Raw genomic sequence first — 14,895 nt, 5'->3', positions numbered from 1 at the left:
CATGAATGGCGGACAGATTGGTAATGTAGATTTAGTAAAACAGCTTAACAGCGCTGCGGTATATAGGCTGATTGATCAGCAAGGTCCTATCTCCCGTATTCAAGTCGCGGACGTGAGTCAGCTCGCGCCTGCTAGTGTTACCAAAATAACCCGCCAACTTTTAGAGCGCGGCCTTATTAAGGAGGTCGCCCAACAAGCTTCAACTGGTGGTCGTCGTGCGATCTCTTTGACTACTGAAGTCAAACCTTTTCATTCGATTGCCGTTCGCTTAGGTCGAGATTACGTACAGTTCAGTTTATACGATTTAGGTGGTACCGCGCTGGCAGAAGATCAGCATGAACTGTACTACACTAACCAAGCAGACTTAATCGCAGGACTCATCGATTTATTAAAAGATTTCGTAAGCCGTTGCGAAGACAAAATTGATCAACTCATCGCTATCGGCATCACTTTACCGGGCCTTGTTAACCCAACAACTGGCGTGGTCGAATACATGCCTAATACCGATATCGATAATCTTGCTCTCGGTGAAATTGTTGGAGAGAAGTTTAATACAGCATGCTTTGTTGGCAACGACGTACGTGGCATGGCGTTGGCTGAGCACTACTTTGGGGCAAGCCAAGACTGCCAGGATTCTATTTTGGTTAGCGTCCACCGCGGTACTGGCGCAGGTATTATCGTTAACGGCCAGGTTTTTCTTGGTTTTAACCGCAACGTCGGTGAAATTGGTCATATCCAAATTGACCCGCTTGGTGAGCAATGCCAATGTGGAAACTTTGGCTGTTTAGAAACCGTAGCTGCAAACCCAGCGATTATTCAACGAGTGAAGCAACTGATTACTCAAGGATACGAATCAAGCTTAACCGACCTTGAAAACATCACAATTGAAGCGGTATGTCAGCACGCAATGAATGGTGATGAACTTGCGAAACAGAGTTTAGTGCGAGTGGGCAACCAGCTAGGTAAAGCGATTGCGATTACGGTTAACTTATTTAATCCACAGAAAATTGTAATTGCTGGCGATATTACTGCAGCACAAGATATTCTTTTCCCTGCAATTCAACGCAACGTAGAGAATCAATCTCTTAAAACTTTCCATAACGACCTCCCTATCGTGGCTTCTCACATTGATAAGCAGCCAACGATGGGCGCATTTGCGATGATTAAACGCGCTATGCTGAACGGAGTTTTGTTACAAAAGTTACTGGAAGACTAAGTTTATACAACCAATTGAGTTACAATCTCGGGCTGTGTTTTCACAGCCCGTTTTTGTATATCAGGAATACAGCTTAACAGTATGGAAATTATTCTAATTACAGCCGCTTTTTTAGCTGGTTTTATTGCGCTTAAATGCAGCCTCCCTCCCCTCGTTGGTTTTCTACTAGCTGGATTTGGCTTGCATGCATTTGGTTACCAAAGCAATGACGTTATCGTCACTCTCGCAGATCTTGGTGTTACTCTTCTTCTGTTTACTATTGGACTCAAACTCGATGTAAAAACCCTGCTGTCCAAAGAAATATGGGGAGGGGCAACCGCCCACAACATACTCTCTACCGCTTTTTTTGCCCTAGCGTTATCCGGCTTAAAACTACTGGGCTTGACTTCGCTAGCCAGTATGGACGGCAGCCAAATCCTGCTTTTAGCTTTTGCACTATCGTTCTCTAGTACCGTTTTTGCCGTAAAAGCATTGCAAGAAAAAGGCGAAATGAACGCGACCTACGGCACACTCGCGATCGGTATTTTGGTTATGCAAGATATTTTTGCCGTAGTATTCCTGACTGCTTCAACCGGAAAAGTCCCAGAATGGTATGCCATCGGTTTGTTCGCACTGCCTTTCCTTCGTCCCCTATTCTATAAGCTGCTCGATAAAGTTGGCCACGGCGAAATGCTGGTGCTATTCGGTATTTTCTTCGCGCTTGTTGTCGGTGCTGGGCTATTCGAGTTGGTCGGGATGAAACCAGACTTGGGCGCGCTAATTTTAGGCATGCTACTCGCAGGTCACCCAAAAGCCTCAGAACTATCCAAGTCATTATTCAATATGAAGGAGCTCTTTTTAGTCTGCTTCTTTTTAAACATTGGTTTATCCGCCTCATTGAGCGTGAATGGCGTCGTTCTCACCCTGCTATTTATCTTACTGCTACCAATCAAAGGACTCTTGTACTTCGTCACTATTAATCATTTTAAGTTTCGAGTACGTACCTCTTTGCTCGCCTCTTTATCACTATTTAACTACAGTGAGTTTGGTCTTATTGTTGCTGGGTTGGCCTATAAAATGGGCTGGATGCCAAGTGATATGCTTGCTGCGATTGCGGTTGCGGTGTCGGTATCCTTTGTAATTTCCGCGCCACTTAACCGCCTTAGCCATAAAATTTATCAACATTCAGGTAAGTGGCTGCAAGAGACAGCGGTAGAAAAGCTCAATCAACGCGACCAACTCATCAACCCAGGTCATGCCCAAGTATTGATCTTAGGTATGGGGCGTATTGGAACGGGCGCTTATGATGAGCTACGCTCACGCTATGGCAAAATTTCATTGGGTATAGAAATTCGTGAAGACGCTGCACATCATCATCGTTCAGAAGGAAGAAATGTGATTTCTGGTGATGCCACCGACCCGGATTTCTGGGAGCGAATTTTAGATACAGGTCATGTAAAACTGGTTCTGCTTGCAATGCCACATCATCAAGGTAACCAAACAGCACTTGAGCAGCTTAAACGCAGAAAATATAAGGGGCAAATTGCCGCTATCGCCGAATACCCAGATCAATTGGAAGGCTTACTTGAAAATGGCGTTGACGCAGCATTCAATATATATAGTGAAGCTGGTAGCGGTTTTGCTCGACACGTCTGTAAACAACTTCAACCTAAATTCACACCAATTAAATAAGCAACAGCACTGATATTTTTCGGAAGGCTTTCTATTGATAGAAAGCCTTTTTTGTATAGTTTTTATACCAAACCTTGATCTCATTCACCAAAACAACGGTTGAGTTAAATATTTTCCATACAACAAGGCCTTTTATCATTTTTTTAATCACAAAACGTTGCTTTTTTTATTAGTAATGGCAAATTTAAACCATACCGATTAGAAATTGTTTAGTTTAGTAAGGATGTAGTATGTGTTCAGTATTTGGCATTTTAGACATTAAAAGCGATGCAGCCGCATTGCGCCCTATCGCATTAGAGATGTCGAAAAAACTTCGTCACCGTGGCCCAGACTGGTCTGGGATTTACTCTTCAGAGCGTGCTATTTTAGCGCACGAGCGCTTGGCGATTGTTGGTCTAAATAGTGGTGCACAGCCGCTATACAGCCCTGATAAGAAGCTCATCCTTGCCGTCAATGGTGAAATCTACAACCATAAAGAAATTCGTGCTCGTTACGAAGGAAAGTACGAATTTCAAACCGATTCAGACTGTGAAGTCATTCTTGCACTTTACCAAGATATGGGTGCAGATCTCCTTGAAGAACTAAACGGTATTTTCGCTTTTGTGCTCTACGACGAAGAAAAAGATGAGTATTTAGTCGGCCGTGACCATATTGGTATTATCCCTCTTTATCAAGGTCACGATGAGCATGGTAACTACTATGTGGCATCAGAGATGAAGGCTCTTGTTCCAGTATGTAAAACAGTAAGTGAATTCCCTCCTGGTAGCTACTACAGCTCTAAAGATACTGAGCCAACACGTTACTATGTTCGTGACTGGAACGAGTACGCAGCAGTACAAGGTAACAGCACTAGCAAAGAAGAATTAACTGAAGCGCTAGAAGCGGCTGTTAAACGCCAACTAATGACTGACGTGCCTTACGGTGTACTTCTTTCAGGCGGTCTAGATTCTTCTATTACATCTGCGGTAGCAAAACGCTTTGCAGCGATGCGTATTGAAGATGATGAAAAGTCTGAAGCTTGGTGGCCTCAACTGCACTCTTTTGCTGTTGGCCTAGAAGGCGCGCCTGACCTGAAAGCAGCTCGCGAAGTTGCCGACCAAATTGGTACCGTTCACCACGAAATGACGTACACGATTCAAGAAGGTTTGGACGCGATTCGTGACGTGATTTACCACATTGAAACGTATGACGTGACGACTATCCGCGCATCAACACCTATGTTCTTAATGGGTCGTAAGATCAAAGCGATGGGTATCAAGATGGTATTGTCTGGTGAGGGCGCTGACGAAATCTTTGGTGGCTACCTTTACTTCCACAAAGCGCCAAACGCGAAAGAGTTCCACGAGGAGACAGTGCGTAAACTGCTTGCTCTGAACATGTTCGACTGTGCTCGTGCTAACAAGTCGCTGGCAGCATGGGGAGTTGAAGGACGCGTACCTTTCCTAGATAAAGAGTTCATTGATGTAGCAATGCGCTTGAACCCAGCAGACAAGATGTGTGGCAACGGTAAAATGGAGAAACACATCCTTCGTGAGTGCTTCGAGCACTACCTGCCAGAATCGATCGCATGGCGTCAAAAAGAGCAGTTCTCTGATGGCGTTGGCTACAGTTGGATCGATACGCTGAAAGAAGTAGCAGAACAGAAAGTGACAGACCAGCAGATGGAAACAGCTCAATATCGATTCCCATACAACACGCCAACGACAAAAGAAGGCTACGCGTACCGTGAAATCTTTGAAGAGTTATTCCCACTTCCATCAGCAGCAGAGTGTGTACCAGGAGGCCCTTCAGTAGCGTGTTCTTCAGCGAAGGCGATTGAATGGGATGAATCGTTCCAAAACTGTGTTGACCCATCAGGTCGTGCAGTACAGACCGTTCACAACGACTCATACTAATTCTCTACGATAAAGATAAGGGTCGGTTCGTCCAATCCTTTTAAAACAGACAGAAAATTAGATACGATCAAAAAGAGGTGCTTTTGCACCTCTTTTTATGTTTGATGGAATTAGGCTATTTTAAATCTAAATCACTATTGTCTATGCTGACAGGCACACGCTTGGTGATCATCTGAACTAGCATAATTGAGCGTTTCTCACCATCTTGTTCTTGGAAGATGGCATCTATGCCCGCAAATTGACCGCTTTTAACTCTAATTTGATCGCCTGGTTTTGGCATACATTCAGAAACGGTATTGTCATTACAACACTTTTCTAGCTGCATCAATTCGAAGACCAAGTCACCTTGAACTTCTTTCGGTTGAGCACCAAAACGCACAAAGTCAACAACACCTCGAGTAGAGCGGACTGAGGTGAAGTTTGGCCCTTGCTCATAATCAAAGTAAGCGAATACGTAACAAGGAAACAGCGGTTCCTCGACTTTTTGTCTTTTACCGCGCAAAATCTTCTCAACTTCTACAGTTGGATAAAAGCACTCTACACCTTGATTTTCAAGGTGTTGTTTCGCCCTAACCTGCTCCCCACGTTTACAATAAAGTAGATACCAACGTTTCATCTTTTTACTAGCCAATTCTATTTTGTTTTTATCCTAGCATTAAGCCAAAGTTGAGTCATTGATATTCAGTTTATCTATAAAAGTATGATTATACATCGCTCGCATTAACGACATTTTTCAGCAACTTACGATAAAGAAGTCCATAGGCAAAAATGGAAATTAAGTTTGTAACACAACCAATACACCATCATATAATCTGCAAATCCAATCAAAAACAGCCACTTAACAAACAAAAATAGTTGAATGGCAAAATTTTATTATTTGTCACTCGTTGAATTGCATTGTATACGTAGAAGTCGTTAAAAAATGTAATAACTATTATTAGAAGAGCTTATGTCAAACCAACATCAATATTTTGGTCATCCACGTGGCCTGTTCTTATTGTTCGGTACAGAACTGTGGGAACGCTTTTCTTACTACGCAATGCGTGCCATTCTCGTGCTTTACCTTACTGATACAACAATGAATGGCGGCCTTGGCTGGTCAACCAAAGACGCATTAGACCTATACGGCATATACACAGGGCTTGTGTATATCACGCCTCTTATCGGTGGTTACCTAGCAGATAACTATTTAGGTCAACGTCGCTCAATTTTGCTTGGTGGCGCGTTAATGGCCATCGGCCAGTTTACTCTTGCACTTCCTGCTGATGCTTTAGGTATTGGTTCGCTACACAGTTTCTATTTAGGTCTTGGCCTACTTATCACTGGTAACGGTCTCTTTAAGCCAAATATCTCAACCATGGTTGGCGACCTTTATCAAGAAGGTGACAACCGTCGTGACGGCGCATTCACTATCTTTTATATGGGTATCAACTTAGGTGCATTACTTGCCGGCGTCGTTTCTGGCTCTGTGACAACCTCTTACGGTTGGAAAGCTGGCTTTGTTGCCGCTGGTGTGGGTATGCTGGTTAGCCTAGTGATGCAAATGGTACTGGCTCAATCATGGCTTGGTGATATTGGTCGCGAACCAGCGGCGAAACGAGATCTAAACAACAAAAACGCCACCACGAAGCAGCCACTCACCAAAGAAGAAGTGAATCGACTAAAAGTAATTCTGGTCATGAGCTTATTCACTATTGTCTTCTGGGCAGGCTTTGAACAAGCTGGTGGTCTGATGAACATCTACACTCAACAATATACTGATCGCATGATTGGTGGTTTCGAAGTTCCTGCTGCGTGGTTCCAATCACTAAACCCATTTTTCATTATTACTCTAGCGCCAGTTCTGGCTGTCCTTTGGGTAAAATTGGGTAAACGTGAACCTACTTCGCCAGTGAAATTTGCGATGGCACTATTTTTCTTGGCGATTGGTTTCCTTTGTATGGTTGGCGCAGTGCTAGAACAAGGTGGAGATACAACAGTAAAAACATCGATGTTATGGTTGGTCGGCGCTTTCTTCTTCCACACATTAGGCGAGCTGTGTTTATCACCAATTGGTCTTTCATTGGTGACTAAATTAGCACCGCTTCGCTTAGCTTCACTTATGATGGGTGCATGGTTTGGCTGTAATGCGATTGCTAACTATGTTGCGGGCTATGTGGGCTCTCACGTAGGCGAGTTAGGCGCTATGGCTATCTTTAGTGGTATTGCGGTCAGCGCAACCGTAAGTGGCGTAATTTTGCTCCTATTCTCTAATACACTCGTTCGCTGGATGCATGGCGCTGAAAATACGCACAGCACGGCAGAGCAAGTAGAAGAGCAGCAAGTACAAGTTGCTTGATCGCTCAACTAAACGTAGAAAGGGTCGCTATTGCGACCCTTTTTTGTATCTAAAGTTTAGATTGAACTAACTCAACCATCATCTCGATATGAAGTTCACTATCGTTCAAACAAGGGATGTAGGTAAAGTTTTCGCCACCAGCTTCAAGGAAAATCTCTTTACACTCTTCCGAGATCTCTTCCAACGTCTCTAAACAATCTGACGAAAATGCGGGGGTCACAACATTAATATTTTTCACACCCTTTGCAGGAAGTGCCTCTAGGGTCTTATCGGTATAAGGTTGAAGCCACTCTTCTCTCCCAAATCGGGACTGATACGTCATGCCAATTTGTTGTTCGCTTAAACCTAACGCTTCCCCAAGCAAGCGAGTCGTCTCTTCACAATGCTGTGGGTAAACATCACCATTGTCAGCATAGCGTTTTGGAATACCATGATAAGAACACAGCAGGTAATCTCCCTGACCATTCTTTTGCCAATGTTCACGAACTGAATGCGCTAACGCTTCAATATATTTCGGGTGATTGTAATAATCACGAATAAAGCTAAAGCTTGGCATCACAGGCAGGTTTTTAAATGCTTTAGTGATTCCGTCAGAAACCGCTGCCGTTGTTGTGCCCGAGTATTGCGGATACAAAGGTAAAACAATGACTTCATCAACGCCTTGCGCCAATAGGGCTTCAAAGCCTGATTGTAAACCTGGGTTACCATACGTCATACCAAGCTCTACAGGTATATCAAGCTTTTGTGCCAACTTTTCCGTTTGGCGTTTAGAGTACACCATCAACGGCGAGCCCTCTTCCATCCATACTGATTGATAGAGTTTGGCAACTTTAGGAGCTCGGATAGGAAGGATAACGCCGTGCAATAGTGGACACCAAAGCCATCGAGTCATGTCTACCACTCGGTGATCATGAAGAAACTGACTTAAAAAGCGCTTTACGGCAGGAGCGGTTGGTGCGTCAGGAGTTCCCAGGTTAACTAGGAGTACACCCTGTTTATTATTCTCTTTCATAACATCCTATTCATGGTAAACGGCTTGGTTCATATATTTAAGTAACCTCGAAGTAACGAATAGCCGAGCTGAGGTTAATTAGATATATGTTTACGAGTAAACTAAAAAAGCGACCACTTGGGCCGCTTTCAATATATCAAAATATTAAATTTTTGACTTCAGCAAATTAAGATAGTGCTTTCTCGATATCCGCACTAACTTCAGCTACTTGCTTAGTACCATCAAACTTAAGGTACTTAGTCTTGCCTGCTTCAGCTTCTTTGCCGTAGTAGTTGATTAGCGGTGCAGTTTGCTCGTGGTAAACACCTAGACGAGCACGTACTGTTTCTTCTTTGTCGTCATCACGAACAACAAGATCTTCACCAGTTACATCATCTTTACCTTCCACTTTAGGCGGGTTGTAAACCACGTGGTAAGTACGACCAGAAGGAAGGTGAGCACGACGACCAGCCATACGCTCAACAATCACATCGTCTGCAACGTCAAATTCGATAACGTAGTCTACGTCTACGCCCATTTCTTTTAGGCCGTCAGCTTGAGGGATAGTACGTGGGAAACCATCTAGTAGGAAACCGTTTGCACAGTCTTCTTGAGCGATACGCTCTTTGATAAGACCAAGGATGATTTCATCAGAAACTAGCTGACCAGCGTCAATAACAGCTTTAGCTTGTTTACCAAGCTCTGTACCTGCTTTGATAGCAGCACGAAGCATATCACCAGTAGAGATTTGTGGAATACCGTATTTTTCCATGATGAAGTTTGCTTGTGTGCCTTTACCTGCACCTGGAGCACCTAGAAGAATGATGCGCATGATTTATCCTCTTTAATATTTAAGATTTATACCGAAGCTCACAATAGCTGACCTCTTAGACATCAAACCTGAGAAGCACCTGCAACGATAAGTTTCGGTATAACGTATATAGGCGAGCAAAAATACACGCCTTATTACTCACATTCAAGTCGCAGATTCTATCACAGGTTCTCTGAGCAAAGAGTGTATTAAGACTAAAGAATGTTAACAGTACCCTCTTTCACGCCCTATTGATTATTAACTCAGCACTTGAGATGCAAAATTTTGCGACAACAAACAAAAAGCTCGCGAAATGCGAGCTTTTTGATTTGCAGAGGTTATTACACCTTAGTCAAAAGTTGATTAACGGCTCCTAAGAACTCTGTTGGATCCTCAATAGAGCCTCGCTCCGCTAGCATTGCCTGACCAAGCAGAACTTCAACCCAGCGACCAAACGCTTCTTCATCGGCTTCGTCAGCCATACGCTTAACCAATTTGTGCTCAGGGTTTAGCTCAAAGATGTATTTCACTTCCGGCACAGCTTGACCAGCTGCCGCAAGAAGCTTCGCCATTTGAGTGCCCATTTCGTAATCGTCCGTTACCACAACAGCAGGCGTAGATGCGAGTTTGAAGGTCGTACGAACTTCTTTCACACGATCGCCTAGGTAAGACTTCGTGCGCTCTACAACCGACTTGAACTCTTCTTCGGTTTCTTTTTGCTTCTCTTTTTCTGCTTCATCTTCAAACTGACTTAGATCAAGCCCAGCTTTAGTGATTGACTGGAACTGTTTACCATCAAACTCAGTTAAGTAGTTCATCAGCCACTCATCAATGCGGTCGTACATCAAGATAACTTCAATGCCTTTCGCTTTGAACTGTTCTAAGTGAGGGCTGTTTTTCGCAGCTGCATAGCTGTCTGCCGTCAAGTAGTAGATCTTATCTTGACCTTCTTTCATGCGCTCAACGTAAGACGCCAAGCCCACAGTTTGCTCAGAAGAGTCCACTTCAGTTGAAGCAAAGCGCAATAAACCTGCAACTTTCTCTTTGTTTGCAAAGTCCTCCGCAGGGCCCTCTTTCATCACAAGACCAAACTCTTTCCAGAATGATTGGTATTTCTCTTCGTCATTCTTGGCCATACGCTCGAGCATCGTTAGCACGCGCTTAGTACAAGCATTACGTAGAGACTGAGTCACTTTATTGTCTTGTAAAATCTCACGCGATACGTTTAGCGGTAAATCGTTTGAGTCTATTAAACCACGTACGAAGCGTAAGTATGACGGCATAAATTGCTCTGCATCGTCCATAATGAATACGCGCTGTACGTACAGTTTCAAGCCTGATTTGTGGTCGCGGTTCATCATATCCCAAGGTGCTTTCGATGGGATGTATAGTAAGCTCGTGTAGTCGTTTTTACCTTCTACACGGTTATGACTCCAGACCAAGGGATCGGCAAAGTCATGTGATACGTGCTTGTAGAACTCTTGATACTCTTCTTCTGAAATATCAGATTTGTTACGCGTCCACAGTGCTTGGGCTTTGTTGATTTGCTCCCACTTTTTCTCATCTGTTTCCTTGCCTTCGTCATCACGAACGACAGTTTGGATTGAAACAGGAATGCCGATGTGATCAGAGTACTTACTGATAACGTCACGTAGACGCCACTCATTCAAAAACTCTTTACCCTCTTCACGCATATGAAGAATGATGTCGGTACCACGTGACTCTTTGGTAATGTTTTCGATGGTGTACTCACCTTCACCCGCTGAGTGCCATTGTACCGCTTCATCAGCGGCTAGACCCGCAGCGCGAGTGCGCACGGTAACGGCGTCAGCAACGATAAATGCCGAGTAGAAACCAACACCAAACTGACCAATAAGCTGAGAGTCTTTGCTCTGCTCTTCAGATAGCTTTGAGAAAAACTCGGCTGTTCCAGATTTTGCGATTGTTCCTAAGTGCTCAATCACATCATCACGGCTCATACCGATACCGTTATCAGAAATGGTTAAGGTATTTGCGCTTTCATCAAACGACAGTTTCACGCAAAGATCTGCATTACCTTCGTATAGATCTGGGTTAGATAACGCCTGAAAGCGCAGTTTGTCTGATGCATCTGATGCGTTAGAGATCAGCTCGCGCAAAAAGATCTCTTTATTTGAATAAAGAGAATGGATCATTAAATGCAGTAGTTGTTTTACTTCTGATTGAAAACCACGAGTTTCTTTATTTTGAGATACGGTTTCGCTCATGTGTGCTCCATAACATCTAAACTAATTGGCTTTTTCATAGGGACAAGTTTGTGACTTTCCCCTTGAAATCACCTTACCGAGATGTCATTTAACATGTGGCTGACAAATGTAAATTCAAGGTCAATATTGCTAAAAACGGTGTTTTTTTAGAAAATTTTAATTATCCTACCCGTCTAAAAGCATCTAAAATGTCGTGCGCACTCCAAGCGCCCCGGTAATTTTGTGACATAAATCACCATAATTACAACATCATCCATCTAAGAAGAACTAAATGACTAACATTGGCACCAAATTTCTACTTGCTCAAAGGTTCACCTTTGATCCAAATAGTAATTCGCTCGCTGACCAACAAAACGGCAACGACGTTGTACGATTAGGAAGCAACGAAAGCCGTATACTTCTGATGTTGGCAGAGAGACCAAACGAAGTTTTAACCCGTAACGAGCTTCACGAGTTTGTTTGGCGTGAGCAAGGTTTTGAGGTGGATGACTCAAGCCTGACTCAAGCGATTTCTACTCTGCGTAAGATGTTGAAGGATTCAACAAAATCTCCAGAGTTTGTTAAAACGGTACCTAAACGTGGCTACCAACTCATTTGTTCAGTGGAACGCTTGAGCCCATTTTCTACTGACTCTAACACTGACGTTGAAGAAACCGCTTCTGAACACGAAGCGCCAGCAGTGGAGTTAGAAGCGAGCGATACACCACCAACAGAGATAGTGACCGATACTACTGCTGATCTTGAGCCTCAAGTAGAGCCGACTAAAACTCAGCCGAAGCCAGCATCTAACACGATTAACTGGCTACCGCGTGTCATTATCTTTTTGTCTCTGCTGCTTCCTGTTTGCGTATTGTTATTCACGAACCCTGCGGAATCCCAATTCCGTCAGATTGGTGAGTATCAAAATGTACCAGTGATGACACCTGTAAATCACCCTCAAATCAACAACTGGTTGCCTTCAATAGAGCAATGCATTGAGCGCTACGTGAAGCACCATGCAGAAGACTCGTTGCCAGTTGAAGTGATTGCCACTGGTGGACAAAATAACCAGCTGATTCTGAACTACATTCATGACAGTAACCACTCTTACGAGAACGTAACACTGCGTATTTTCGCAGGTCAAAACGATCCAACAGACATCTGCAAATAAAGGAGGCCAATATGAAGATTAAATTAGCATCTGCGGTTTTGGCCGTATCCGTTCTTTTCAGTAGTTGGTTGTATTGGGGAAGTGACCTAAAAGTGGAGCAGCTCCTCACAGCAAACGAATGGCAGTCGACCATGGTGACAGTCATTACAGACAGCTTGCCTGACGATACTGTCGGCCCACTACGCCGAGTTAATGTTGAATCAAACGTGAAATATCTCCCTAATGGTGACTATATTCGCGTAGCAAATATAAAACTATTCGCTCAAGGTTCAACCGCAGAATCAACGATAAATATCTCGGAAAAAGGCCGCTGGGAAGTAAGTGACAACTATTTGTTGGTCTCGCCTTCGGAGTTTAAAGATATTTCATCTTCTCAATCAAAAGACTTTTCCGAAGCACAGCTACGTTTGATTACTCAAATTTTTAAGCTAGATGCGGAGCAAAGTCGTCGTATTGACGTCGTGAACGAAAAAACACTCTTGCTCACTAGCTTGAACCACGGTTCTTCGGTACTGTTTAAAAACTAATTTTGATTGGATGATAAGGGGGCAAGACGCCCCCTTTGTTTTGCTTATGGATTGGCTAGATACCACTACTCTCTTTTTCGGTTCACTAATCGCCAACACGCTGGCTTCACTTTCCGGTGGCGGAGCAGGCTTGCTTCAATTCCCTTTACTCATCTTTCTCGGCTTACCGTTCTCCGTTGCGCTAGGCACACATAAGGTGGCTTCGGTCGCTTTAGGCTTAGGCGCAGCAAGCACGCATTTAATATCAGGCACTATTAAATGGAAAATCGCGCTCTACCTTATCTTGTCCGGTAGTATTGGCGTGATTTTAGGGGCTAACTTAATTGTACAGATCCCTGATGGTATCGCGGAAAAGATGCTCGGCACGATGATCCTAGCGCTAGGTATCTACTCGCGATTTAAGACATCGCTAGGCCAAGCTGAAGTAATACGTAACCGTCATCCTATCGGTTGGGTTATTGGTGGAATTGGCTTACTGTTTATCGGCATCATTAACGGATCTCTTACCGCAGGTTCTGGTTTGCTCGTGACACTATTTTTGGTGCGCTGGTTTGGTTACGACTACAAACAAGCCGTTGCTTACACCATGATTTGTGTCGGCCTGTTTTGGAATGGCATTGGAGGCATTGCCGTCGTACAGGCAGGGGCGCCTATTCACTGGGCTTGGTTACCTGTTTTATTGTTAAGCTCTTTTCTAGGCGGCAGTTTAGGCGCATGGGCCGCGACTCGATACAGTAACAGAGTGATTAAAGTTGCATTCGAAATTCTCACGTTTGCGGTGGGCATCAAGTTGCTGGTTTAAAAAGATTAAAAGGAAAGTTTCATGGATAAAGCAATCATTGATATTTATTACTGCCGCCAGTGCAACTGGATGTTGCGTTCAACTTGGCTATCGCAAGAATTACTGCATACTTTTAGCGAAGAAATAGAAACAATCAGCTTACACCCGGACACAGGTGGTCGCTTCGAAATTTTCTGTAATGGCCAGCAAATTTGGGAACGGAAAAAAGACAGCGGCTTTCCTGAAGCCAAGGTGCTAAAACAGCGCGTTAGAGACATTATCGACCCAGAACGCGATTTAGGACATTCAGACACAAAATAGGGAGCAATTCGCTCCCTATTTTTTACTTAGTAAAACCGTTAAATCATGGTTTGTGCTAATACTTCGCCTTCTGGCGTTTTTACCGTTAGCTTATTGCCTTCTAGAGTACCAAAGCTTCTCGGTAAGCCATTACGTGGGAATGTCATCGAGCCTGGGTTGAATATAATGGCTCCATCTTGCATCTCTGCGACGGGAACATGTGTATGACCGTGGGCGATGATATCACCTTCACGCAGTGGCGGCCGTTTTTCAGAGTTGTACAAGTGACCATGAGTCAAAAAGATTCTCTTGCCAGATTCAAGTAGCACCCATGAGTAATCCATCATCATTGGAAACTTCAATAGCATTTGGTCTACTTCACTATCACAGTTGCCACGTACAGAAATAATTTGATCACTGTATTGGTTCAATAAGTCTGCTACCTGTGGAGGGTTGTAGCCTTCCGGAATAGGGTTTCGCGGCCCATGGTTCAGCGTATCTCCTAGCAAAATCAGGTGGTGCGCACCAGAAGCCAAAAATAGATCAATGGTTTCTTTAGTTGCTGGCAAAGAGCCATGCAGGTCTGAGGCAAAAAATAGTTTCACGACATCGTCTCCTCAAAAAGTATGAGGTCATTCTACGGCATTTTTTTAGCAGCTCAACCTACGACGGTTTGAATACTACTGATAGCGCAATGATTCAATGACCATAGGCAAAACATAGAACCATGCTGCATACGCTGTTCCAACCAACACCAGTATCCAAAACACCATCGACATAAATTTTGATTTGGCTAGATGGTGCAGCGGATCGGGCTCTCCGCATCCTGGACATGCATGAGCGCGTTTTGAGATTTGTTTCTCACACACGGGGCAAGAGACTAAAGGCATGATACAGATTCCTCGACATTAGGCTTAGGGCGCAAAGAATAATGGTGAATTAACACATATGCAACCTAACATATATTAA

14 protein-coding genes are annotated in these 14,895 nt (G+C 43.8%); 8 read left to right on the top strand and 6 right to left on the bottom strand.

All coding sequences use genetic code 11. The annotated features are described in order from the left end of the window. The first annotated feature begins 1 nt into the window (after position 1). The 3 genes from nagC to asnB all read left to right on the top strand — a co-directional run bounded on the left by nagC (position 2) and on the right by asnB (position 4,782). A complete protein-coding gene (nagC, locus tag R7F07_RS14690; protein ID WP_042523152.1) occupies positions 2 to 1,216 on the top strand; it encodes a DNA-binding transcriptional regulator NagC in 1,215 nt (404 codons plus the stop codon). Between the two features lie 81 nt (positions 1,217 to 1,297). Then, positions 1,298 to 2,887, top strand: a complete 1,590-nt coding sequence (locus R7F07_RS14685; protein ID WP_318110529.1) for a cation:proton antiporter family protein — start codon at positions 1,298 to 1,300, stop codon at positions 2,885 to 2,887. A 230-nt stretch (positions 2,888 to 3,117) separates the two neighbouring features. Then, a complete protein-coding gene (asnB, locus tag R7F07_RS14680; protein WP_171343130.1) occupies positions 3,118 to 4,782 on the top strand; it encodes an asparagine synthase B in 1,665 nt (554 codons plus the stop codon). 115 nt (positions 4,783 to 4,897) lie between these two features. Here the strand turns inward: asnB and rfaH are convergent, their stop codons facing one another. Further along, the gene (rfaH, locus tag R7F07_RS14675) at positions 4,898 to 5,398 is read right to left on the bottom strand and encodes a transcription/translation regulatory transformer protein RfaH (protein WP_005382098.1); all 501 of its coding nucleotides are present in this window, start codon (positions 5,396 to 5,398) and stop codon (positions 4,898 to 4,900) included. 333 nt (positions 5,399 to 5,731) lie between these two features. Here rfaH and R7F07_RS14670 point away from each other — a divergent pair, with 333 nt between their 5' ends. Continuing rightward, on the top strand, positions 5,732 to 7,120 hold the full coding sequence (locus R7F07_RS14670) for a peptide MFS transporter (RefSeq protein ID WP_005382097.1): 1,389 nt from the start codon (positions 5,732 to 5,734) through the stop codon (positions 7,118 to 7,120). Positions 7,121 to 7,169: 49 nt separating this feature from the next. Here R7F07_RS14670 and hemH read toward each other — a convergent pair whose 3' ends face one another. The 3 genes from hemH to htpG form a co-directional block, all read right to left on the bottom strand. Beyond that, positions 7,170 to 8,132 (bottom strand): ferrochelatase, encoded by a 963-nt coding sequence (hemH, locus tag R7F07_RS14665; RefSeq protein ID WP_054575221.1) that lies wholly within the window; start codon positions 8,130 to 8,132, stop codon positions 7,170 to 7,172. 166 nt (positions 8,133 to 8,298) lie between these two features. After that, positions 8,299 to 8,943 carry an adenylate kinase gene (adk, locus tag R7F07_RS14660; RefSeq protein WP_005382094.1) on the bottom strand — a complete coding sequence of 215 codons (645 nt, stop codon included), beginning with the start codon at positions 8,941 to 8,943 and terminating at the stop codon, positions 8,299 to 8,301. A gap of 320 nt (positions 8,944 to 9,263) precedes the next feature. After that, positions 9,264 to 11,168, bottom strand: a complete 1,905-nt coding sequence (gene htpG, locus R7F07_RS14655) for a molecular chaperone HtpG (protein WP_053303298.1) — start codon at positions 11,166 to 11,168, stop codon at positions 9,264 to 9,266. 271 nt (positions 11,169 to 11,439) lie between these two features. Between htpG and R7F07_RS14650 the strand changes: the two genes are divergently transcribed. From R7F07_RS14650 to R7F07_RS14635, 4 genes are read left to right on the top strand one after another with little or no spacing between them, the layout of a single operon-like run. After that, on the top strand, positions 11,440 to 12,318 hold the full coding sequence (locus R7F07_RS14650) for a transcriptional regulator (protein ID WP_017819958.1): 879 nt from the start codon (positions 11,440 to 11,442) through the stop codon (positions 12,316 to 12,318). Between the two features lie 11 nt (positions 12,319 to 12,329). Further along, positions 12,330 to 12,845, top strand: coding sequence for a transmembrane regulator ToxS (gene toxS / locus R7F07_RS14645; RefSeq protein WP_005382091.1), 516 nt, complete (start codon positions 12,330 to 12,332; stop codon positions 12,843 to 12,845). A 46-nt stretch (positions 12,846 to 12,891) separates the two neighbouring features. Further along, the gene (locus tag R7F07_RS14640) at positions 12,892 to 13,647 is read left to right on the top strand and encodes a sulfite exporter TauE/SafE family protein (protein ID WP_054728937.1); all 756 of its coding nucleotides are present in this window, start codon (positions 12,892 to 12,894) and stop codon (positions 13,645 to 13,647) included. Positions 13,648 to 13,668: 21 nt separating this feature from the next. After that, positions 13,669 to 13,947 carry a SelT/SelW/SelH family protein gene (locus tag R7F07_RS14635; RefSeq protein ID WP_005382088.1) on the top strand — a complete coding sequence of 93 codons (279 nt, stop codon included), beginning with the start codon at positions 13,669 to 13,671 and terminating at the stop codon, positions 13,945 to 13,947. Between the two features lie 38 nt (positions 13,948 to 13,985). On the opposite strand, the gene yfcE is transcribed toward R7F07_RS14635, so the two are convergent. Then, complete coding sequence (gene yfcE, locus R7F07_RS14630) at positions 13,986 to 14,531, bottom strand: phosphodiesterase (RefSeq protein WP_047102892.1); 546 nt, start codon at positions 14,529 to 14,531, stop codon at positions 13,986 to 13,988. Positions 14,532 to 14,606: 75 nt separating this feature from the next. Beyond that, the gene (locus R7F07_RS14625; RefSeq protein WP_005382086.1) at positions 14,607 to 14,816 is read right to left on the bottom strand and encodes a hypothetical protein; all 210 of its coding nucleotides are present in this window, start codon (positions 14,814 to 14,816) and stop codon (positions 14,607 to 14,609) included. Positions 14,817 to 14,895 lie beyond the last annotated feature (79 nt).

Origin of the sequence: Vibrio sp. YT-16 (genome assembly GCF_033337405.1) — a bacterium.
GTDB lineage: Bacteria > Pseudomonadota > Gammaproteobacteria > Enterobacterales > Vibrionaceae > Vibrio > Vibrio alginolyticus.
Note: the sequence above shows the minus strand (reverse complement) of the source record. Positions and strands in the feature narration are given on the sequence as shown.

Bases quoted from the DNA above. Each gene is read 5' to 3' on its own strand.
- nagC (WP_042523152.1), top strand. From the start codon at position 2: ATGAATGGCGGACAGATTGGTAATGTAGATTTAGTAAAACAGCTTAAC.
- R7F07_RS14685 (WP_318110529.1), top strand. From the start codon at position 1,298: ATGGAAATTATTCTAATTACAGCCGCTTTTTTAGCTGGTTTTATTGCG.
- asnB (WP_171343130.1), top strand. From the start codon at position 3,118: ATGTGTTCAGTATTTGGCATTTTAGACATTAAAAGCGATGCAGCCGCA.
- rfaH (WP_005382098.1), bottom strand. From the start codon at position 5,398: ATGAAACGTTGGTATCTACTTTATTGTAAACGTGGGGAGCAGGTTAGG.
- R7F07_RS14670 (WP_005382097.1), top strand. From the start codon at position 5,732: ATGTCAAACCAACATCAATATTTTGGTCATCCACGTGGCCTGTTCTTA.
- hemH (WP_054575221.1), bottom strand. From the start codon at position 8,132: ATGAAAGAGAATAATAAACAGGGTGTACTCCTAGTTAACCTGGGAACT.
- adk (WP_005382094.1), bottom strand. From the start codon at position 8,943: ATGCGCATCATTCTTCTAGGTGCTCCAGGTGCAGGTAAAGGCACACAA.
- htpG (WP_053303298.1), bottom strand. From the start codon at position 11,168: ATGAGCGAAACCGTATCTCAAAATAAAGAAACTCGTGGTTTTCAATCA.
- R7F07_RS14650 (WP_017819958.1), top strand. From the start codon at position 11,440: ATGACTAACATTGGCACCAAATTTCTACTTGCTCAAAGGTTCACCTTT.
- toxS (WP_005382091.1), top strand. From the start codon at position 12,330: ATGAAGATTAAATTAGCATCTGCGGTTTTGGCCGTATCCGTTCTTTTC.
- R7F07_RS14640 (WP_054728937.1), top strand. From the start codon at position 12,892: ATGGATTGGCTAGATACCACTACTCTCTTTTTCGGTTCACTAATCGCC.
- R7F07_RS14635 (WP_005382088.1), top strand. From the start codon at position 13,669: ATGGATAAAGCAATCATTGATATTTATTACTGCCGCCAGTGCAACTGG.
- R7F07_RS14625 (WP_005382086.1), bottom strand. From the start codon at position 14,816: ATGCCTTTAGTCTCTTGCCCCGTGTGTGAGAAACAAATCTCAAAACGC.